We start from the raw sequence: 21,997 nt of genomic DNA on the forward strand, positions 1-21,997 counted from the left end.
GTTTGATCGGCGTGCCTGCCATAATCGCCTTTGTAAACAGGAAGAATCGCCATATCCAGCCGGCTCCCCGGCCCAAACGGGGTAAAAAAACCGTAATTCCCTTCACCGGACCCCACTACAGATGGCTCCAGGAATTCGGCACCAATTCATCGGCCTTTTTCGTCGCTGCATAGAGACTCACCGGATGTTCCGCTTTGTCATCGACCGAAAATGGCAATTTGGTGTTGGCGTCGTAAACGGAAGATGTAGGCGCATAGATCGGGCGCGCAAACGGCGCGGCATCCGAAACGCGCGTCAGAGTGTCCTGAACAGGTCGAGCGCTTGCCGTGCAGCGGCCGAAACTGCTTCGGCCGAACCTCGCGCGAGGCCGGCCACAACCGCATTCCGGTACCGCCGCACATGATCAGAGGCTGATTCGTCGAGTCATGGGCGCCTACCGGGCTCAGATTCTGGATAGTCACGACATCGAAGCGGGCGACGCCCTCCTCGATCGTCGTGAATGGCCTGAACCCAACGTCGCGAGCGGGATCTTTGGCCGGATGCATCGGCAGCAGTTCCAGCTTTGCCGATTTCCCAGCGCCGCTCGTTACCACGTGCAAGATGCCTTCGGCCGATTGTTGCCGATATTATGATTTCCCACGGCGTCGCGCTCAAGCTTGAATCGGGCGCTTCGGAATTCCAGACCGGGCCCCCTGGGGCGGACCACCCAGTAGGCGAACGGTGGTTCGCGCGACGTCATTGACGCAGGTGAAGTCACGCCGCCCCGCCGTTCCACCTCGAATACTCGATTGAATCGACCAGCTCGCGTTAATGGTTTCGATACCGCGCCCTGAGAAAATAACGGTTCGCACACTTGCTCCAGTGACCTTGCCCACTTCCGGTCCGAGCCAAGCGAGCGAATATCGACGCAAACAAAAAGTTCGGTGTGGTAATGTGGCACTGCGGTTTTCGGCCTCGTTGGGCTAGGATAGCAACCTAGATGTGCGAACAATGCGGCAACCCCCTCCATGTGGCCGCCGCAACTGACGGCGGCGTCAGTAGCTTTGCTCCGACTGCAAATCTCGATCCGACACAGGCTGGGGCGCGGATCACCCGTGACAATCTCCACTGGGGCAGCGGATCGTTGGGGACCGCCGTCGGACCAATCACCTTCGGCTTCCGCGCCAGCGCCCCAACCTATAACTCGTCCAGTAACGAAGCAGGCACCTTCAGCCTGTTCACCGCCCAGGAAATGGCCGCCGTCGAATCCACCATGCGAATGTGGTCGAACGTCGCGAATATCTCGTTCACGGAGGTCAACGCCGGGGGTTACACCAACAGCGCGACGATCCTGTTCGGCAACTATCGTTCGACGACCGACGGTGCGCAGGCGTTCGCCTATTACCCATCGTCGAACAATCAGAGCGCCACCAGCTTCCAAGGCGATGTCTGGCTTAACACGGCCTATCAAAGCACGACCAACCTGCGCCCCGGCTCATACGATCTCATTACGATAATCCATGAGATTGGCCATGCGCTGGGGCTCGAGCACCCCGGAGATTACAACGCCGGGCCCGGCCAGACCATCACCTATGGCAACAGCGCGCAATATGTGGAGGATACCCGGCAGTACAGCGTGATGAGCTATTTCAATGCCTTCAACACGGGAGCGAACCACGTCTACAACGGTCAAACGGTCTATGCCTCGACTCCGCTGCTCGACGACATCGCTGCCATCCAGAGGCTTTACGGCGCCAACACCAGTTTTGCCACCGGCGGCACGACCTACGGGTTCCATAGTAATGCCGATGCGGCCTTCCAGCTCACCTCTTCGACCCAGCAGGTTGTGTTCTCGATCTGGGATGGCGGCGGCAACGACACGCTGGACTTGTCCGGCTATTCCTCCAACCAGCTCATCGACCTTCGTCCCGGGACCTTCTCCAACGTCGGCGCGCTGACGAAGAATGTTTCGATCGCACTTAGCACCATCATCGAAAACGCCATCGGCGGCGGCGGCAACGACATCATCTATGAGAATGGCGCCAACAACGTCATCGATGGCGGCGCTGGGACCGATACGCTCATCTTGTCCGGAACAAGCTTACAATATCTGGCCACGTTCAACCAGAATGGCACCATCACGCTGACCGACGCGCGGGCCGGATCGCCCGATGGCACGGACACGGCCATCAGCATCGAGTATTTTCAGTTTTCCGACGGCACGTATACCGGCGCCCAGCTCATCCCGCCGTCAACCCATGCCGTCGTCCAGACCGACTCCGGCAACAATCCCTGGTCATCAATCACAACCATTCTGGACGATCAGAACAGAATCTACGAAATCAACACCGTCTACGACAGCGGAGCGAAGAATTTACATCAATACGATCCACTCAATCGCTACGCCTGGACCGATCTCGTGACGATCGTCGATACGCAAGGTCGCACCACGTCGGTAACTTATAATAATGACGATGGCACGCATCGTGCGATCGACTTTGACGTAACTAATCAAGAGCGCTATGCCGACATCCAGGTTCACTATTACAACAATCCCTATCGACCGATCTCCATCACCTATGATTTCGATGATGGAACCCACAAGATCTATGACTATTCGGTGGGAAGCCAAACATCGACGTTGGCTGATATCTGGGAACTGGATGCGCAGAATCGCCGCACCACGGTTATATACCAATATGCTGACAACTCATCGGTGCTGTACGAGTACGACGTTCTCGGACAACACAGCTACAGCAGCATCGTTTGGAATTTCGACGACACCGGCAGCCGAACCAGCGTGACTTACGTCCAGCGCGACGGCAGCCAGATCATTTATAACTACGACCCGCATGATCTGTTCTCGTGGACCACAACCGTGACCTACAAGAACGCGGCCGGAAACGTGACGACTTCTCAGGTCAACTACTCGGCTCCCGCCGCCACGGTCGCGTCTGACAGCTTCCACTTCTCCAATCTTGCCACGCCCGCAGCAATAGATGGAAATGCAGCGCTGATCAGGCAATTTGATCTTCTCGTCAGCCCTCATGCAGGCCCTGCGGTTCACGAGGCCTTCGACGTACTGGCTGCAGATATGGCGGGCGTGCATATCGACGGGTTCAAGTTCATCCCGTCTGAATTCCACCTCGTGTAACCGTCCTCACCAGCGAGTTGGAAAACCGGCGTTACGAATCGCCGATCGCGCCTGGACGATCGGCCTGCTTGTGGACGTTGCGTTGTCCAGGCTCCCGGACCCGCCGGATCTTGGCTGCAAGTTCCGGGAGATCGAAGGTGAGCGCGAACGCATTTGACGCACGCCGTCAATTGACGCGACAGCAACCAATATGCCATCCTAGAAGTATGTCGGTAGCTGCCTTGGACGAGAAAAACGCCCGCTTTTGGGACGAGCTGTGCGGCTCGGAGATGGCGAAGCAGCTCGGCGTCACGGATAGCTCGCAAGCCTCACTCAAGCGGTTCGACGACTGGTTCTTCGGCCACTATCCGTATCTGCCGCTGCTGATCCCGTTCCATGAAGTGGGCGACAAGGACGTACTTGAGATTGGCCTCGGCTACGGAACGGTGGCCCAGCGCCTCGCGGAACGGAGCGGGACTTACACCGGCCTCGACATCGCGCTCGGCCCGGTCGCGATGGCAAACGATCGGCTGCGGCAGATTGGGCGAGACCAGACGGCGCAACAGGGATCTGTTCTCTCCGCTCCATTTCCAGACGATCGTTTTGATATGATAGTGACGATTGGGTGCCTCCATCACACCGGAGATCTGGCGAAAGGAATCGACGAGTGTTACCGGATGCTGCGCCCCGGCGGACGGCTGATCGTCATGGTGTACAACGCCTATTCGTTCCGGCGTTGGCACGACGCTCCGCGCGCGACGGCTGGGCTGTGGTTGAGTGAACGATTCGGGCACCGCGGCGCGTTCGACACGCGACCGAAGGACCGCGGCATCTATGACGCCAATTTGGCCGGCGAGGTCGCCCCGCATCTCGATGTCGTTTCGGTTACCTCGCTGCGGCACATGTGCCGCCGCTTCGGAAGCTTCAAGGCGATCCGCCAGAACATAACCACGGACTGGCCGTTCCAGCGTCGCACGCGCAATGACCTCCTGCTCACCTGCTGGCCGCGCATCGGCGGCCTCGACATCTACATGACCGCGGTCAAATAGGTGGCTCCGTTACGCCCGCCTGAGATTGGCGCCCTACTCTCCTGCGAAGCTCCGAAACAGCCCGGCGCCCGGATTTGCGAATCTTTCTATCTTGACCATCTTTTGATTGCGGCTCTACGTTGGGCCTTATGACGGGCAGCCAGGCAACCATCGATGTCAGCAACCGGAAATTCTGGGACGAGTTATGCGGATCGGTTGCCGCAACCCGTCTTGGGCTCCGCGGCCATGACTCCGAAACCCTCCAGAAATACGACGACTGGTTTTTCGGCTTTTACTATTACCTCGACCGCTTCATTCCTTTCAGCGAGCTCGCTGGCAAGAAGGTGCTTGAAATCGGACTCGGTTACGGGTCCGTCTCGCAACGGCTCGCTGCATCCGGTACCGACTATTCCGGACTCGACATAGCGAGCGGGCCCGTTCATTGGGTCAATCATCGGCTCGATATAGCGCACTTGCCAGGGCGGGCTATCGAAGGCTCAGCGCTTGACATTCCCTTCCCGGACAACACCTTCGATCATGTTGTGACGATCGGTTGCCTTCATCACACGGGTAACCTGCAGCGTGGCATCAATGAAGTCCGGCGCGTTCTCAAGCCCGGCGGTCGCGCGACGATCATGGTCTATGACGCGACGAACTATATTCGTTGGATCAAGTTCCCGATCACCACGTTCCGATATGCACTTGCTGGCAGTGCGCCGCTGCACCTGAGCAGGCAGGGAGCCTCACAGTACGACACGAACGCCGCCGGCGAGTCCGCACCGGAAACCGCCATGGTCTCAAAGGCGGTGCTGACCAAGATGCTTGCCGAATTCTCCCGATGCGACGTCTTTCGAACAAACATGGGTGAACATCGGTATTTTGACCGCATTCCTCGCCGCCTGAGGGTGGAAATGCTAGGTCCTTGGGTCGGGCTCGATCTGTACGCGCTAGTGACGAAGTAGGTCCTGACTTTAGAAATTGCCTACCAGTCCTATCGGCGATGAACAGCGTGCACCAACCCCGCAGCAGCGGTTCAAGCGCTGCAAGATCAACGCGCGTACTGGATGATCAGAACGCCGTCTGCGCCTTTGCCGCCTTGGCTAAGTGCCCCACCGCCAAGGCAGCCTGGCTGCCGCCTCCCAGAAAGAGGGAATTAGCGCCGTAATTGAACGCAAACGATACGCTCACGAGTTCAACTCTGCTTCCAGATACACATGAACGGAGCCCAAATCTATCTCACTGAATGGCGTGATGAGCGGTGAGAACATCCGCTCTTCCTTCGTGATCCGGTAGCCAGCCTCTTCCAACAGCACCCGATAGTCGTGGATGAACTGGTCGCTCTTGTAGATCGTCGAGGCGTTCTCGATGTCGCCGCCCATGTCATAGAAGCGATAGCTGTCGTGACTGAGCGCGATGTTTTCGAACAGCCCGATTCGCCTGAAGCCCTTTGCAGCGCACGTCCGATAGAGCTGGCGCACCTTCTCCGGGTAGCAAAGGGTTGTGGTGCGCGCGTGAAACAACGAGCGCGTCGGGCCGATTGCCAGCCTCGCCAAGACGTTCTCGATCTCGTCGCCGAAGAACGTCATGTTTGGGAGTGGATAAGCAAGTTTGTTGAGCGCGGCCGTGGTTCGCTGCCGGTCTACGCCGATGAATTTGGTGCCCGGCAATTTCGTGGCGGCCTCGGAATCCGGCTGGGCACACATCACGCCAAAATTGTAGACCTCATCGATCCCGCTACCGAGGTCGGCAAGCTTGTTCGCGAAGAACCGGTTGAGCCAGCCGAACATGACGTGTTCGCTCTGGGTCGTCATCCAATGGAAGTAGGGCTCCCAGTGGTTGTCGATCAGATCCTCGCGGTACGAAGTCTCATCGAAGTTGAAGCGGCGATAGATGGTCTTGTCGCGCAGCGCCTTGTCGAGTTCGGCACGCAGTTCAACAAGGTGCTGCCCGTAGCCGTCGGACAGGACCGCGTCCAGCCCGTCCTTGATGCGGGTGATTTCATCCGTCGCGCGTGCGGTCTGTCGGGTGCAATAAAGCGCGGTCGCCAGATGGACGCGCAAGACGAGATCATCGGGGAAAATCTCGCATTGCCGGTCAAGGTAGTCGAGCGCTTCTCGCTCACGGCCCGCCGGTCTCATCAACGGCCACGCCGCCATCGCTGCATCAAACGGTGTCTTGCGGTCGATGGCCAAGGCCTGCAGCGCATCGAACGCCGCGCGATGGTCACCGGTCCCAAGCATATGGGCGGCGGCTATTTGCCTGTACAACGGGTGCTTGCCGTACCTGGCTTTAACGTAGGGCGTCAGGATATCGCCGGCGCCGCCGGGGTACTTTGAGACCTCATTGAAGACGGCCACGCTGGTGGCGTTCTGCTGGGCCTCAGAGCCGTTGCTATAGGCCGCGATGGTCTCTCGCAACCACAAGGCGGAGAGAGGCCCAAGGTTGTGGATACTGTGGGTCGGCGCTGCTCCGGCAGCAACGTAAGTACGGGTCTTGTCCTCTTTCGCCGGCTGAGCCGGCTCCGCGGGTGTTGCGGGCGGAACCGGCAATGCAGAGCGGATGAGCTGCTTGACCGGCGCCGGCAGTCGGCGGGCCGCATCACGGAGCATTCCCATTTGAATACCTGTCCTAATCCATCAATGAATTAGCAGAGACAGTTGTGATCCGAATAGTCAAGTCTGGCGACTGCTACCAAAGGCTGCGGCGAGCCCTAGCTTGCAGGCGAATTTGTCCCGGATAGACTTGCCACCGAAGAATGACGCCCAATCAACGAATCCGCTCGAACCGCAGGTTTTTTTACCCGAGATGCGTCAGGGGTGGTGTTGAATGCCAATCATTGTTATTCAGCCGACGCACCCTTTTTGAATGAGCTGGAGGCCACGTTAATGCTCGCTCCGACCGCGGCCAAGATGGCGAAAGCTGCGGCCGGAGTGCTTGCAGTCACAATCGCCACCCTGGTCGTCCCATATTATCAACGCTGGGGCGGAGCCCCGTTCTCTCACCCGGATGCCGACATCGTATTCAGCTATCAGGCGCTGTTGTTAGCTGATGGTCTCGCACAGGGCGACACAGCGCACCATGGCTATATCTATTACTCGTTGTTGTCGGTCGTCTATCGACTCGCTTACCTCGTAAACGCGGTACCGATCTATAATCTATCCGCCTTGCGTACATCGCCGGATCAACTCGCTGCCTTCGCAGATTTGGTGAACGTTGGACGCTTGTTCAGTCTTGTTACGGGTCTGGCTTTCTCGACGGCGTTCTTCCTGACAGTTTGGCGCGTTACCCATGATTGGTTTGCGGCATTGCTTGTTGGGCTTATGTTTGCTTTTAGCCAAGGCCTGTCTGCTCAGACCATCGTTCTTCGCACGGAATTGTTGGCGACGTTTTTCCTATGGCTGACGTTTGTTGCCCTCTACCTCGCTGGCCGATTGCCAGGCTGGAACACCCATCTTTTGCTCGGACTGGCGGGGCTGTTGGCTAGTCTGTCCTACAATACCAAAGTGCATGCCATTTTCACGCTATTTGCGATTCCGGCGCTCGCGGTCGTGTTCGGCAGGCCATACCTGACCGGCGAGGGAGTAGCCCGCGAATGGAGCACGGCCAAACTTTATAAATTGCAAGCGGCCCTTCTTGTGCTCGTGGCGCCGGCCTGGATAGCGTTCCTGTTGGCGGTCGGAAAACTGGGGCCGCTTAGTTATGCATACATCCCAGCAATCATCGCCTACTGCACGCTCTGTATGATGGTCTATGGCCGGTGGTTTTCTGTCGATTCTCGCCAAACCAATATCGGGGCCGCCTTCGTTTGCTTTGGATTTGGAGTGGGATTGTCGCTGCTGTTTATCCGCCCGCATCCCGCGCTATTCCCAATCGATGCCAATCCCATCGAGCACATGACGGCTTTTTTGGTCCAGAAGGATGTCCGAACACCTGATCCGAACCAGCTCGGCTCTGCCGCGACGGCAATAGTGTCGGCGATCGGCAAGCATATCGTGGCGGAGTGGTTCGGCGGCAATCCGCTCGGATCACCGTATCGATTGCTGTTCTGGATAACCGCAGGCAGCGCGGTCATCCTTGCCATCTACCGTCGCTGGCAGGTGACGTGGCAACTTCTTCTGTTGCTTTCATTCACATCTTTGCTGGTCGGGATTGACAATATTCGTTACGGCGCCTTTGCATCTGTCTATTCGATTTTTGTTGATCCGTGGATTCTGCTGGCGTTCGGAGTGGCGCTGGCGCAACTTCGAAGCGTCGCCGTTTCGTGCGTCGCGCGGATGGCAGTGATCGCGATGGCGGTGATCGTCGCGGTGGCAACGACCAAGCAGAACGTTATTGCAGGAATGGTGGATGGGACAACACCGAAGGAAGAAATTTGCATTCAAGCCAATGGCTATCTCGCCAAAGACATCGCATCTGCTTTTGAACCGCTATGCAAATGAGGGGGCAGTGTATGGAATATTCACGATCGAGCTTTCGCACCAACCGAGCACTTATGGCCGCCTCGCAAATCAAAGTCGGCTCTAGAAGCGCAAGGTACAATGTTTCTTTCGACCGGGCGCCGTAACTCATGAAAACCAAGCAAAAAATCGCGCTTGCAAAAATTGCTTACCGCTTCGTGCGCGGGGCGCGCGCTGTCGTTGGACAATCTGACCGCTGCATCGTGAATCGGAACGGCAATCGTTTCGAACTGGATCTGGCCGAAGGCATCGACTTCGCCATCTACCTTGGAAGGTACGAGCCGTCCACTTCGAAAGCGCTCACGCGACTGGTCAGGCCCGGGACAACCGTACTTGATATTGGCGCGAATGTGGGCGCGCATACTTTACATATGGCGCGCTTGATCGGACCCGAAGGTCGGGTTTTTGCGTTCGAACCGACAACTTTCGCGTTTCGTAAGCTACAGCGCAATCTCTCGCTCAATCCGGGTCTGCCCGAGCGGGTGACCGCGGTCCAGTGCTTTGTCGGACCGGCCAATGCCGATTCAGCTCCGGCAAAAATCTATTCAAGCTGGCCGCTAACCGGCGGTAAGGATTTCCATCAAAAGCACCTTGGCCAACCGATGCCAACCGATGGCTTGCCGACGCGTAGTCTGGATGGATTGCTTGCCGAGAATGGCGACTTGCGGGTTTCGCTCGTCAAGCTCGACGTAGATGGATACGAATGCGAAGTGCTTGCTGGAGCCGAGAAAATGCTGAGCCGTGATCGGCCGGTATTCGTGATGGAAATTGCGCCATACGTCCTGGAAGAGCACGGAAAATCATTGCGCGAACTGTTTAGCTTTTTCATCCCGCTTGGATACCGCTTTTATGATGAGCGGGATACTGCTTGGCGCGAGTTGGGTATCGACGAGATTACGAACTCCACACGCGATGGGGCCAGCATCAATGTCATTGCCAAGGCCTAGAAAAATCTGATTGCAAGCAAGTGTGGCTCTGACCTCTAGTCACCGGCGGTATCGCTTTTTTCAACCACCAGCATCATTCGGAAAGCCAACGCCCGTCCGATCAGCGGCTCAATGGCCCGTTCGGCTCGGAGCAGCCGTCTAGCGGCCGCTTCGGATACAAGGCTCCAAGGCTTGAAGCCGCCGGTCAGCGGGTATGCGAGCAGGGAAAACCAGTCAACGCGGTCGATCCGTAGCCTTGGAAATTGGCGATGGAATCGCTCGCGGTCCCGCGTCGCAAGAAGTGTTGGGATGGCTTGGTTGGCTGCATAAGGATCCCGTTTAGGATCCGGCGCGCCGACAATGAGCGGATCGGCAGACATCACTACCGGTTCGTGATGCAAGAGCCGGTAAAAGGCGCTGCTCCCCCAAGTGATTGCGGGTTCGACCATGATGATCCGTCCGCCCGGACGCAATACGCGGTCTGCCTCGGCAAAGAAAGCGGTGGGATACTCAACATGATGCAGGACATCCACCATGACGATATTGTCGGCAGTCTTTGCCGCGAACGGCAGGGTTTGAGCATCCATGACGCAATCAAGCCAAGGCGCGAACTGAATGTCGGTGGAAATTACATTTCCAATTTTTTCCTTCAAATTGCCGATGCCACTGCCGATTTCAATCGTGGTTCCCGGTCGGCACATGCCCGCGATCCGGTTGTAAAAGTCATCGTACACCAAGCGGAGAACCGGCTTTGTGTTCCAGGCCGAACGATAGCTGTCTAAAGCGTCAGACATTTGGGACTACAATGCTTTGATTCGAAAGAACGCGAAAGCCACCATCCGGAGCAGCAAAACACCATGCCGGAACCGCGAAATCTGAGTTTCGCCATAGGTGCGGTTGGCGTAGCGAATTGGGATTTCCACTACCTTTAAGCCAAGTTTCGATGCGCCGAAAATGATATCGAAGTCTCCAAAGGGGTCGAAATCACCAAAGTAAGCGCGACCCGCCTTGAGCTTCTCGTAGTCACTGCGGCGGAGCACCTTGGTGCCGCACAGAGTATCAGTGAATCTTTGGGATAGCAGCCACGTAAAGATAATAGAGAAAAGCTTGTTGGCGATAAGGTTGAGGAATTGCATCGCCTCGTCCTCCATCTGATAGATGAGGCGTGAGCCGTTAATGTACTCGCCCTTTCCCGATCGGATTGCTTCCCAGAATTTGGGGAGTTGTTCCGGGGGCATGGTGAGATCGGCGTCGAGGATCATCAACACATCGCCCTGTGCGACATCGAAGGCCGCGAAAACAGCGTCGGCCTTGCCTTTCCCGGGCTGGCGCATTGCCTTGATGTTGTGTTGGGGATAGGCGGACATGACGCGCTGAATCTCTTCCCACGTGCCGTCCCGAGAGTGCCCCTCAACGAAAATGATTTCGATATCGTCGCAAAATTGCGGAATGCGGAGCACCGCTTGCTCGATATTGCCGCGCTCATTGCGCGCCGGGACGACGACCGTCGCCGAATGGATTCCGTCATCCTTGTTAACAAGCGAGCGGCAGACCGTGTAATGCCGCAAGCACAAAGAGCGAAGTCCAGGAACCGGCGCGACAAATCTGTTCAGAAAACGTCCAATACCCAGCAGCCATAACGGTGACAACATCCTTAACTCGGCTTTGACTGCTTCAAAGTCAGCCAACGCCACGAGATCATGGACGGCCTGCGGCGAAAACACATTCTGTGGCGGTTGGGGTTTACGTAACCGAACGAGTTCCGCAAGCTTGAGGATTGGCTTCCAGAGATGCGAGAAATACACCACGATCAATCGTGTCTCGCGGCCGCATAGCTGATGAAGGTTGGCGAATGTTTGTTGGCAGTCGCCAAGCACGCCAAGCGTATCCATTATCAAAATGACATCGAATGGCCCCGACAGCGAGTTGATGAATGTTGGGTCTTCGATGTCGCCCTGAAGGAAGGTCAAATCAGGATAGGATTGGCGAGCCTGCTCAATCATTCCGGAACTTATGTCGACACCGACGCCGTGGGAAGGCTTCAGGGCAGCTAAGAGATGTCCGGTACCGCAGCCGAGTTCGAGAATCCGGCTGCCAGTTGGAATGAGAAACTTGAGATAGAGAAGGTCCTCGCTATGGAAGAATGCCGCCTTGCGAAGCCAGCGATTGCGTTCCGGCGCAAGCTCGTCGTGAAGTTTGCGGATGGCTTCTTTGTGCGGCGATGTGGACGAGTTCGATGGTGGGGTAGCGACGGCGGGCATATGTCAACTCGCAAAAATCGATCGGCGTGGTGCTTACCCGGTGTGTTAGAGCATACCGGACTGTCCGACAACGGAGACTCGGGCACGTGCATTAGGCAAGTTTGTAAGCCAAATCTGGCTGGAGGCGGCCCAAGGGGCTCAAGAGGCCGCTTCGAAACTGAAGACCTTAACGTATTGGCCTTCCACCGTATCGGCACGACCCTACCAGCAGATCTTGGCTCGCAGTAGGCGCCCAGGCTTCCATTAGCTTGCGTCGCTTCCATTCCACCAAAGGTCGGGATACCGTCATCCCTCTTGCGCTCATCAATGGGGTTTAGACCTTTTGCCAGGACCGCCGTGCATCAGCCGCTTTTTCGCGAGCTACGGGACGTTAAAACGAAAAAGGCCACCCAGTCGAATGCTAACGGCCTTCCCGGGGATTTCAATGTTTATTTCGTTCAGGCGATCGAGGCTGACGCGAAAGCATCGATCCGCTTCAATCAAGGTGCCGCCCCCCATACGACCGGCTCCGGCGGCCTTGCGGCCGGCTAGCAACGATTTCCACCGGCACTGCGCCATTTTGGCCCGATCGGCTGCGATCGGCCCCAGCAATACTGGTGATAGCAAATGAACATCACGGAGTGACCGACTCCAAAACGAACTGCTAGCAGAAATAGCAGTCGCGCGCAGGTCGCAAGAATGAGAATAGAGCTCCTAGCGCCTCGTCAAAAAGCAGTTGATCAAGGGGTATTTGCGGGGTTTGCTTGAGGGCAACATTGGTCTATACCGCCAGCGGTTCCCGCCATTTCTACCCGCCGAACGGCGACGGCCAAAGGAAGCGTTGATGATCAGGTTCGGCTTACTGGGCTGCGGGCGCATTGCCAAGCGTCACTCCGATCTCCTGGGTGGCGGCCAGATCCACGGCGCCTCGCTCGTAGCCGTCTGCGATTCCGTTCCCGCGCGCGCCGAGGCTATCGCCGGTAAGTTCGGCGTGCCGGCGCACACTGATATCGACGAGTTCCTGGTGCGGAAGGACATCGATGCGGTCGCAGTGCTGACCCCGAGCGGTATGCATCCGCAGCACGTCATCGCCTGTGCGAAAGCCGGCAAGCATGTCGTGGTGGAGAAGCCGATGGCGTTGCGGCTGCAGGACGCCGACGACATGATCCGCGCCTGCGACGAGGCCGGCGTCAAGCTGTTCATCGTCAAGCAGAACCGCTTCAACGTTCCCGTGGTCAAGGCGCGCGAGGCGCTGGAGGCCGGCCGGTTCGGCAAGCTCGTGCTCGGCACCGTGCGCGTTCGCTGGTGCCGCGACCAGCACTATTACGATCAGGACGCATGGCGCGGCACCTGGGCCTATGACGGCGGCGTGCTGACAAACCAGGCGAGCCATCACATCGACATGCTGGAATGGTTTTTCGGCGACGTGGTGAGTGTGCACGCACGTTCGACGACAGCGCTCGTCAAGATCGAGACCGAGGACACTGCCGTCGCCACGCTAAAGTTCAAGAACGGCGCACTCGGTATCATCGAGGCCACAACTGCGATACGCCCGACCGATCTCGAGGGCTCGCTTTCGATCCTCGGCGAAAAAGGAACGGTCGAGATCGCAGGCTTCGCGGTCAACCAGATCCGGCATTGGCGCTTTGTCGACGAGCTTGCCTCCGACAAGGACGTGATCGAGAAGTTTTCGGTCAACCCGCCGAATGTCTACGGCTTCGGTCACCAGGCATATTATCAGCATGTCATTGATTGCCTGACCAACCAGCGCGCGGCGCTGGTTGATGGGCTCGAGGGCCGCAAGAGCCTGGAACTGATTTCCGCGCTCTACGAATCCATTGAAACGGGGCAGGAAGTACCTCTGCGCTTCACGCCGCGCCGCAGCCGTCTCGGTGTCGTCGCGTGACGAACGGGAACGGCTCAAGGTCGGAATCCGCGACGTGGACTGCGGCGCGCGTGTGAAGGGTGACAAACGACATCACGGAAGCTAGCGGAGTTCATGCGGGAAACCCCGGCCCCCTTCTGAAGCCGAAGCGATAGGAACGACGATGCCGGTACCATTTGCTGACCTCAACATGCAGTATCAGACGATCAAGGGCGAGATCGATGCTGCCATCGCCGGCGTGATCCGCGATAGTTCGTTCATTCGCGGCGCCTATGTCGACGCCTTCGAGAAGGCCTTTGCAGATGCTGTCGACGTCAAGCACTGCGTGTCCTGCGCCAACGGGACTGATGCGCTCTATCTCGCCATGAAGGCGCTCGACGTCCAGCCGGGCGACGAGGTCATCACCACGGCGCACTCGTGGGTATCGACTTCGGCGATGATCACTCATGCAGGTGCGACCGTCGTGTTCTGCGACACTGACGGGGTGACCTTCACGATCGATCCGGCCGCGATCGAGGCCGCGATCACGCCGCGCACCGTCGGCATCATCCCGGTGCATCTCTACGGCCAGCCCGCCGACATGGACGCGATCATGGCAATCGCGCGCAAGCACAAGCTCTGGATTATCGAGGATTGCGCGCAGGCGCACCTGGCGCGTTACAAAGGCCAGCAGGTTGGCACTTTTGGTGCGATCGCGACCTATTCGTTCTATCCCGGCAAGAATCTCGGCGCGATGGGCGATGCCGGCGCCGTCGTGACCAACGATGCGCGACTGGCCGAACACATGACCAAGCTGGCGCGACACGGCGGGCTCGTAAAACATCAGCACCCGATCGAGGGCATCAACAGCCGCCTCGACGGCATGCAGGCGGCGATCCTTTCGGCCAAGCTGCCGCATCTTCCGGGTTGGACCAAGGGACGGCAGGATGCCGCGAAGGTCTACGAGGAGGGCCTCAATCAGATCGAGGACGTGACAGTGCCGCAGACCGCGCCCGACCGCAGCCACGTCTATCATCTCTACACGGTCAAGCATCCGCGGCGCGACGCGCTCGCCGCGCATCTGAACGCGCATGGCATACAGACCGCGATCCACTACCCGACCGCCTTGCCGCTGCTCGAAGCCTATAGCCGCTTCAATTATCGCGCGGAACAGTTTCCGCATGCGTCGAACGACCAAGGGCAGATCCTGTCTCTGCCGATGTTTGCCGAGATCACCCGCGCGCAGCTGGACGAGGTGATCGACCGCGTCCGCGAGTTCTGAGGCGACCTCCACTTCTCGGCTCAAGCGGAAGACGAGCGGTTAGCGGCAGACCACCACAGCAGACTGCCGGCGAGCAGGTGTCCCTTCCGACCTGGCCAGACCGCCGTTCACGGTGACGCGCGCGGAGTCGCGCACCACAATGGCGGAACCGGAATTTCGCCGCGCCGACTCCAGCGGAACGTCGGCCTCTGCGCCGATCTCGGCGAGTTGTTTTAGCACAGGAAGCGATTAGGCCGCATTGCTGATGATGATCGGGCGCGTAGATAGCGCGGCGTCCGAAACGCGCGTCAGAGCGCCCGGAAAGTCGAGCGCTTACCGAAAAGGGGCAGAAATTGCTTCGGCCGAACCTCGCGCGAGGCCGGCCACAACCGCGTTCCGGCACCGCCGCACATAATCAGAGAAATGATTCATCGGGTCATGGGCGCCTGCCGGGCTCAGATCCCGTGATAGTCACGATACCATTTGACGAAGCGGCCGACGCCCTCCTCGATCGTCGTGGATGGCCTGAAGCCGATGTCGCTAGCGAGGTCCTCGATATCGGCATAGGTTGCAGGAACATCGCCCGGCTGCATCGGCAGCAGCTCTCGCTTTGCCGATTTTCCCAGTGCCTTCTCGAGCACCGATACGACGTGCATCAGATCTTCGGGCCGATTGTTACCGACATTGTAAATTTTCCAGGGCGCCGCGCTCGAACTTGGATCGGGTGATTCGGAATTCCAAGCCGAGTTGCCTTTGGGCGGGCGGCCAAGAACGCGAACAATGGCATGCGCGACGTCATCAACATAGGTGAAGTCCCGCCGCATCTGGCCATGGTTAAAAAGCTTGATCGGCTGCCCTTCAATGATCGCCTTTGCGAAAAGGAATATCGCCATGTCGGGCCTGCCCCATGGGCCATAGACCGTGAAAAAGCGCAGGCCCGTGGTCGGCAATCGGTAGAGATGGCTGTAGGTATGCGCCATCAGCTCGTTGGCCTTCTTTGAGGCCGCATAGAGGCTGATCGGATGATCGACGTTGTCGTGCACGGAAAACGGCAGCTTGCTGTTCGCGCCGTAGACCGATGACGAGGACGCAAACAGCAGGTGCCGGCCGCCATGATGCCGGCAGCCCTCAAGCACGTTGATGAACCCCTCGATATTGGAGTCGACATAGGCGTGCGGGTGATCGATCGAGTAGCGCACGCCGGCCTGGGCGGCGAGGTGCACCACGTACGCAAAGCGGTGCTGTTCGAACAGCGCCTTGACGCCACCCCGATCAGTGAGATCAAGCTTCACGAACGTGAAATTGGCATGTTGCTTGAGACGATCGAGCCGCGCGTCTTTCAGCTTCGGATCGTAATAGTCGTTGATGCTGTCTAAACCGACGACATTGCGTCCTTCGGACAGCAGTCGCTCGGCCACGTGAAATCCGACGAAGCCGGCGGCGCCAGTCACCAGTACTGCATCTGTCGGCATCAGTTCCCCGATCTCACAGTCGCCACAGCTCGATATCGGCGGGCTTCGACGCGCGATCGAGCCTGGTCTTCACGTCCAGCACAATGCCGCTGCCGCCGCGGAGCAGCCGCTGGATCAACGACCAGCCCCCGTCGATATAGAGGTCGTGCGCAACGGCGAGCACGATAGCATCGGCGGGTTGCAGGGCATCGAACTCGGTCAGTGCGACGTCATATTCGTGCTTTGCATCGGCGGCGTCAGCCATCGGATCGTGGAGCTGGACAGTCAGGCCGAACGACTGAAGCTCGCGGACGATATCGATTACCTTCGAATTGCGCGTATCGGGCACGTTCTCCTTGAACGTCAGGCCGAGCACCGTGACCACGCCGCCATGGGTTTTCCGCAGCAACAGGCGGCGGACACATTCGCGCGCCACGCGCTGCCCCATGCCGTCGTTGATCCGCCGGCCGGCCAGGATGACCTCGGGATGATAGCCAGCCTTCTCGGCGCGGAACGTCAGGTAGTACGGATCGACGCCGATGCAGTGGCCGCCGACGAGCCCGGGCTGGAACGGCATGAAGTTCCACTTGGTGCGCGCCGCCGCGAGCACGTCCGCCGTGTCGATGTTGAGCGCCTGGAAGATCAACGACAGTTCGTTCATGAAGGCGATGTTCAGATCGCGTTGGGTATTCTCGATCACCTTAGCGGCTTCGGCCACTTTGATGGACGGCGCCCGGTGAACGCCGGCGGTCACGACCGACCCGTAGACAGCCGCGATGATGTCCAGCGTTTCGGCGTCCTGCGCGGACACGACCTTGATGATCGTCTCGAAACGGTGCTGCTTGTCGCCAGGATTGATCCGCTCCGGGGAATAGCCGACCGCAAAATCCGTACCCGCCTTCAGGCTCGAAACCTGTTCGAGGACGGGAAGGCAGTCCTCCTCCACGGCGCCAGGGTATACGGTGGATTCGTATACGACGATGTCACCCTTCTTCAGTACGCTACCCACCGAACGCGATGCCGAAATCATCGCGCGCAGATCCGGTCGGCGGGCTTCATCGATCGGCGTCGGTACGGTCACGACGTAGAAGTCAGATTGCTTGAGTGCTGCGGGATCGCTCGTGAACAGGAGTGAGCTGTGACTCAGTTCATCAGCTTCCACTTCGCGCGTCCTGTCATTGCCCTGCTTCAATTCGACAACGCGCTCCTTGTCGATGTCAAAGCCGACCACCGGGGTGCCGGATCGCGCAAATGATACCGCAACCGGTAATCCGACATAACCCAGCCCGACGACGGCGATCTTGCGCCCATGCTTCACCGAAATCTTCCTCCTGAACGGTCGAGGCTTCTTAGCCTCTGGGGCGCAACGATCGCAATAGCAAAGGAGACGGTATTGCTAGTCCGCGTCCTAGGCCCTAATACACGTCTAACTTTGAGCGTCGCCCTGCCTCTCCCAAAAGCCCCAGCCTGGCCCAGAATGCGCGGTTTTCTGTCCTTTTCTGCACGAATCCTGATTTCGGGGCTGCTGCTCTATTTCGCGCTCCGCAGCATCGATTTCGGCGAGGTCCGCGTGCGCTTCCTGCAAAGCGGCGCCGGCTGGTTCTTCGCCTGGATGGCGCTTGCCGTTGCTGTGCTCATCTTCCAGATTTTGCTGGGCTCGCTGCGATGGCAGGAAATCTCCCGCTTTTGCAACGCGCCGCTTGGCCTCGTCCAGGCATTCCGCTACAACATGATTGGTACATTCTTCAATCAGACGCTGCCGTCGACGATCGGTGGCGACGCGATGCGCCTGTGGCTGGTTCACCGTACCGGCGCCGGCTGGCGCTTTGCTACCTATTCCATCCTGGTGGACCGCGCGGTCGGCCTGATCGCCCTTGCCTTGGTAGTCGTGGTGAGCCTGCCTTGGAGCTACCAACTGATCGCAAACCATCAGGGCCGCTTAGCGCTCGTCGTGGTTGATGCCCTTGCCATCACGGCCGGCCTCGGGTTTCTCATTCTAGGCCGCCTGCAGTGGCAATGGTTGAAGACATGGTGGCCGACAAAGCACGTGCATGCATGCGCGGTCATCGCAAATCGGGTTCTGTTCAGCCGCAGCACCGGCCCGAAAATCGTCGTGCTCTCGCTTGCCGTCCACGTGGCGACGACGGTCGTGGCCTGGTGCGCGGCGCGCGCCATCCTTGCCAGTGCCGATTTCGAGCAGGTCTTCCTGCTGGTTCCTCCGATAGTGTTGATCACCATGCTTCCGATCTCCATTGCCGGCTGGGGCCTGCGCGAGGCAACCATGATGGTTGCTTTCGGATATGCCGGCTTGGTGCAATCGGACGGAACGATGGTGTCCCTGTTGACCGGCGTGACGGCGTTTGTCGCGGGCGCGATCGGTGGGTTGATCTGGATCGCAGGTCCGGAGAAGGCGGATCGCAGCAAGGATCCCATCCCTGCGGCCATCGAATAAGGCTTCGCGGGTTAGCGGCACCATGCGCCAGCCCATGACTGTGCCATTAGCACATTCCACAGCCAAGACCCGTGATTGCGCCGGCCTTTTAGATGGTCAGCCCAGACGTCGCCGACGCGCCTGGCATTGAACCAGCCCCGCTGGCCGAGATTCTCGGTTGCCAGCAGATCGGATGCCCACTCCCTCAGCGGACCACGAAGCCACTGATCGAGCGGGATGGAAAAGCCCGTTTTTGGCCGATCGATCAGCTCTCGGGGCACATGGCGATCGAGCAACTGGCGGACGAGCCACTTGCCCTGACCGTCACGGACCTTCATTGACGGCGGCACGCGGCAACTGAATTCCGCGACGTCCCGGTCAAGAAACGGCACGCGGGTTTCGAGGCTGACCGCCATGGCCGCCCGGTCAACCTTCTGCAGCACATCGTCACTCAGATAGCTGAGCGCGTCCGCCAGCGTCATCTGGTCGAGTGCGTCGATTGGCTCGGAGAGTTCATTCATCTCCTCGGCAAACCAGCTTGCGCGCTCCATGCCGCCTACAACGACGCTGTCGGGACGATCTTCCACGGAACACAGCAAGCGATACATTTCATCCGGGGTTGCCGCTCCCGCAATGCGTCCGACCTTGGCCATGAGATCGCCCACGCGAAGCGTGCGGTAGCGCTCGGGACCGATCTTGCCGACGAGATTTCCGATCGTGTTGGCCGGCTCCGGTGCGACAAGATCGATCGCACCCTTCACTGCTCTCCTGGCCGCCGAAGGCAGCGAGGAAAAGCCGGCATGCATTCGGGTGGCCCAAACATGGCGGTTATACCCGCCGAACAGCTCGTCGCCACCATCGCCGGACAGTGCGACCGTCACGCTTCTCCTGGCGAGCGCGGCCACCAAATGCGTTGGGATCTGCGACGAATCCGCAAAGGGCTCATCATACATGGCGGCCAGTTTCGGGACTATGCCGATCGCGTCGGCAGGGCTGACGGTCAGCTCCGTATGATCGGTCCCGAGGTGACGGGCGATGCGGCTCGCATGTGCCGCCTCATTGAATGAAGCCTCGGCGAACCCAATCGAGAAAGTCTTGACCGGACGAGTCGATTGCTTCTGCAACAGCGCCACCACCGTCGAGGAATCGATTCCGCCGGAAAGAAATGCACCGACGGGAACATCCGACAGCAATTGTCGCATGACCGCTTGCGATAGCAGGCGCTCCAGCTCGGCTACCGCCTCTCCCGCGTCGGCGTAGCGCTCCTGTCGTCCTGCGAGTACGCACCCCCGCATCGACCAGTACGATTCCGGCTGCGGCAGGTCGCCGGACGCAGCCGCAGGCGTGAAGGTGACATGCGAACCGGGGTTGAGTTTTCGAAAACCCCGCCAGATCGTCCATGGCGCCGGCACGTAGGAATAGCGCATGAAGGCCGTCAAGGCTGCCTTGTCGACCGACGGCCTCCAGCCTGGATGCGCAGCAAAGGCCTTCAATTCGGACGCAAACACCAGGTCGGAACCGATCCAGCCGTAGAAGAGAGGCTTTTCGCCAAACCGGTCGCGGCAAAGCGTCAACGACTGATCGCGGGCATCCCACAGCGCAAAGGCAAACATGCCGTTGAAGCGGCGTAGCGCGTCGGCGACGCCCCAAAGGCGGATGGCGTACAGCACCGTTTCGGTGTCCGAATGCCCACGCCAGTTCGGCGCGGCTCCGCTCTTCTCCAACTCGGCCCGGATATCGAGATGATTGTAGATTTCCCCGTTGAACGTGACAGTCAGGCGGCCGCAATCGCTCTGCATTGGCTGGGCGCCGGCGGCGCTCAGGTCCAGCACCGAGAGCCGGCGATGACCGAAACCGATACCGGCTACATCGTCGATCCACCGGCTAGCCGCATCGGGCCCGCGGTGCGCGAGCGCAGCCGTCATCCGCTCGATGCAATCGCCGAGGCCGCCCTGGCTGGCGCCGTTGCGCCTGAGAATGCCGGAAATCCCGCACATGCCGATGATGCGCCTAGGCCGTCTCTGCAAGCAGGTCATAGACCTGCTGCACCCGCTGCTGATAGGTGTGTTGCGTGCTCACCAATTCGAACGCTGCGTCGGCGATGCGTTGCCGCCTGGATGGATCATTGAAGACAGCGAGCACGGCATCGATGTTTGAAAAATCCGGATCGAGCGCGAGATAGTGCTCGTCCGCCTTGAGGATGTCATTGAAACGGCCGCGAAACATGATCTGGCAGGTCTTGGTGCCGGCGGCGTCGAAATGCCGAGAGCTGATGCATTTGCCATGATGGAGCGGCCGCGCCCGGTCGGCGAAGAAGCGTTCGAAGATATCGGTGTAGTCCAGTTGTTCATTGACAAGAGCTTCATGCCGCACAGGACCTCGTCGCATCACACGGCGCGCGATCGATTTGAGCCACCACGGCATCTTGTGGCCCAGATTCCGTAGCGCCGAATCGTTGCGAAGCACAAATCCCTTTCGCGTCGAGAGCACATAGTCGCGGATCGCATTGACGGTCGCGTCGTCCCGTTCGAGGAACCAGGTTCCGGCTTCGGTCGAGACGGTTCCCCTGCAATCATTCAGATAGTTGGCCCACCCCTCGCGGTTGAGCCGTTGGTCCGAGATGTCGACCTGCAGGCCGCGCGCCGCTCCGTTTGCCGCAAACCACTGCATCAGCCGGTTGCGATCGTCGTCGCCGAGGTGAGGAAGGTAGCGGACCGCCCGCGCTCCGATATCAAGCCGTCTCGCACCGGCCGCCCTGCCCGACCGGAACACGGATGGATTGAGCGCATGCGGGATCGCGACCACGTCCCGGGTCGCGACATCGCCGAACAGGAATCGCCCCGACTCAATCAGAAGTTGAGTGGCAACAAATTCCGGCTTGAGCGCGGCGAACAGCCGTCTTTTTTCAGCGATCGGCGAGCCCGGGAGGCTGACCTCATTGCCGACGAATGTCAGCAGCGGGACGGCGCGGCCCGCCAACGCCTCGATGTGCGGCTCGATATAGCCGGTGGTATCGCCATTGGTCGAATGCAGCAGGACCACTGCGTCGACCTCGCGCAACTGCCGTTGCAGTTTATCCCCTGCTGCGGGATCCGCGACGTTGACACCCAGGACATCGAACTGCGGCGCCTGGATGAATGCGTCAAGCCAATCATCGTAGTAAGACAGCCTGTCGGTGTATTGCGCGTACCCGACCAGCACGCGCATGCGGCTATCCCGAAGGACCA

16 protein-coding genes and 2 pseudogenes are annotated in these 21,997 nt (G+C 59.1%); 9 read left to right on the plus strand and 9 right to left on the minus strand.

Annotated elements, in window-relative coordinates; all coding sequences use genetic code 11:
* Positions 1–256 precede the first annotated feature (256 nt).
* A pseudogene (locus tag JQ641_RS27180) lies at positions 257–401 on the minus strand (sugar phosphate nucleotidyltransferase); the annotation flags it as partial.
* A 578-nt stretch (positions 402–979) separates the two neighbouring features.
* Here JQ641_RS27180 and JQ641_RS27185 point away from each other — a divergent pair.
* The 3 genes from JQ641_RS27185 to JQ641_RS27195 all read left to right on the plus strand — a co-directional run bounded on the left by JQ641_RS27185 (position 980) and on the right by JQ641_RS27195 (position 5,102).
* Positions 980–3,133, plus strand: a complete 2,154-nt coding sequence (locus JQ641_RS27185) for a M10 family metallopeptidase C-terminal domain-containing protein (protein ID WP_211998947.1) — start codon at positions 980–982, stop codon at positions 3,131–3,133.
* Positions 3,134–3,270: 137 nt separating this feature from the next.
* On the plus strand, positions 3,271–4,161 hold the full coding sequence (locus JQ641_RS27190) for a class I SAM-dependent methyltransferase (RefSeq protein ID WP_211998948.1): 891 nt from the start codon (positions 3,271–3,273) through the stop codon (positions 4,159–4,161).
* Positions 4,162–4,289: 128 nt separating this feature from the next.
* A complete protein-coding gene (locus JQ641_RS27195; RefSeq protein ID WP_211998949.1) occupies positions 4,290–5,102 on the plus strand; it encodes a class I SAM-dependent methyltransferase in 813 nt (270 codons plus the stop codon).
* A 222-nt stretch (positions 5,103–5,324) separates the two neighbouring features.
* On the opposite strand, the gene JQ641_RS27200 is transcribed toward JQ641_RS27195, so the two are convergent.
* Positions 5,325–6,755 (minus strand): hypothetical protein, encoded by a 1,431-nt coding sequence (locus JQ641_RS27200; RefSeq protein ID WP_211998950.1) that lies wholly within the window; start codon positions 6,753–6,755, stop codon positions 5,325–5,327.
* 270 nt (positions 6,756–7,025) lie between these two features.
* On the opposite strand from JQ641_RS27200, the gene JQ641_RS27205 reads away from it, so the two are divergent.
* Both JQ641_RS27205 and JQ641_RS27210 read left to right on the plus strand, forming a co-directional pair.
* On the plus strand, positions 7,026–8,579 hold the full coding sequence (locus JQ641_RS27205; protein WP_211998951.1) for a hypothetical protein: 1,554 nt from the start codon (positions 7,026–7,028) through the stop codon (positions 8,577–8,579).
* 128 nt (positions 8,580–8,707) lie between these two features.
* A complete protein-coding gene (locus tag JQ641_RS27210) occupies positions 8,708–9,544 on the plus strand; it encodes an FkbM family methyltransferase (RefSeq protein WP_211998952.1) in 837 nt (278 codons plus the stop codon).
* A 35-nt stretch (positions 9,545–9,579) separates the two neighbouring features.
* Here JQ641_RS27210 and JQ641_RS27215 read toward each other — a convergent pair whose 3' ends face one another.
* Both JQ641_RS27215 and JQ641_RS27220 read right to left on the minus strand, forming a co-directional pair.
* Entirely contained in the window at positions 9,580–10,317 is a 738-nt protein-coding gene (locus JQ641_RS27215; protein WP_211998953.1) for a class I SAM-dependent methyltransferase, read from the minus strand.
* A gap of 6 nt (positions 10,318–10,323) precedes the next feature.
* Positions 10,324–11,784, minus strand: a complete 1,461-nt coding sequence (locus JQ641_RS27220) for a glycosyltransferase (RefSeq protein ID WP_211998954.1) — start codon at positions 11,782–11,784, stop codon at positions 10,324–10,326.
* Between the two features lie 336 nt (positions 11,785–12,120).
* Between JQ641_RS27220 and JQ641_RS27225 the strand changes: the two genes are divergently transcribed.
* The 3 genes from JQ641_RS27225 (at position 12,121) to JQ641_RS27235 (ending at position 14,909) form a co-directional block, all read left to right on the plus strand.
* Positions 12,121–12,315: a hypothetical protein gene (locus JQ641_RS27225; RefSeq protein WP_211998955.1), complete on the plus strand. Its 195-nt coding sequence runs from the start codon at positions 12,121–12,123 to the stop codon at positions 12,313–12,315.
* 292 nt (positions 12,316–12,607) lie between these two features.
* Positions 12,608–13,669, plus strand: a complete 1,062-nt coding sequence (locus tag JQ641_RS27230) for a Gfo/Idh/MocA family protein (RefSeq protein WP_211998956.1) — start codon at positions 12,608–12,610, stop codon at positions 13,667–13,669.
* 142 nt (positions 13,670–13,811) lie between these two features.
* A complete protein-coding gene (locus JQ641_RS27235) occupies positions 13,812–14,909 on the plus strand; it encodes a DegT/DnrJ/EryC1/StrS family aminotransferase (protein WP_211998957.1) in 1,098 nt (365 codons plus the stop codon).
* A gap of 138 nt (positions 14,910–15,047) precedes the next feature.
* Here the strand turns inward: JQ641_RS27235 and JQ641_RS27240 are convergent.
* From JQ641_RS27240 to JQ641_RS27250, 3 genes and pseudogenes are all read right to left on the minus strand, one after another.
* A pseudogene (locus JQ641_RS27240) lies at positions 15,048–15,301 on the minus strand (sugar phosphate nucleotidyltransferase); the annotation flags it as partial.
* 42 nt (positions 15,302–15,343) lie between these two features.
* Positions 15,344–16,360 carry an NAD-dependent epimerase gene (locus JQ641_RS27245; RefSeq protein WP_211998958.1) on the minus strand — a complete coding sequence of 339 codons (1,017 nt, stop codon included), beginning with the start codon at positions 16,358–16,360 and terminating at the stop codon, positions 15,344–15,346.
* Positions 16,361–16,373: 13 nt separating this feature from the next.
* Complete coding sequence (locus JQ641_RS27250) at positions 16,374–17,657, minus strand: nucleotide sugar dehydrogenase (RefSeq protein WP_211998959.1); 1,284 nt, start codon at positions 17,655–17,657, stop codon at positions 16,374–16,376.
* 159 nt (positions 17,658–17,816) lie between these two features.
* On the opposite strand from JQ641_RS27250, the gene JQ641_RS27255 reads away from it, so the two are divergent.
* Complete coding sequence (locus tag JQ641_RS27255) at positions 17,817–18,791, plus strand: lysylphosphatidylglycerol synthase transmembrane domain-containing protein (RefSeq protein ID WP_211998960.1); 975 nt, start codon at positions 17,817–17,819, stop codon at positions 18,789–18,791.
* Positions 18,792–18,802: 11 nt separating this feature from the next.
* Here JQ641_RS27255 and asnB read toward each other — a convergent pair whose 3' ends face one another.
* Together asnB and JQ641_RS27265 are read right to left on the minus strand one after the other, a co-directional pair.
* Complete coding sequence (asnB, locus tag JQ641_RS27260) at positions 18,803–20,767, minus strand: asparagine synthase (glutamine-hydrolyzing) (protein WP_211998961.1); 1,965 nt, start codon at positions 20,765–20,767, stop codon at positions 18,803–18,805.
* Between the two features lie 13 nt (positions 20,768–20,780).
* A complete protein-coding gene (locus JQ641_RS27265) occupies positions 20,781–21,977 on the minus strand; it encodes a glycosyltransferase family protein (RefSeq protein ID WP_211998962.1) in 1,197 nt (398 codons plus the stop codon).
* Between the last annotated feature and the right edge of the window lie 20 nt (positions 21,978–21,997).

The sequence above is a fragment of the Bradyrhizobium sp. JYMT SZCCT0180 genome (assembly GCF_018130165.1).
In the GTDB taxonomy this organism is placed as follows: domain Bacteria; phylum Pseudomonadota; class Alphaproteobacteria; order Rhizobiales; family Xanthobacteraceae; genus Bradyrhizobium.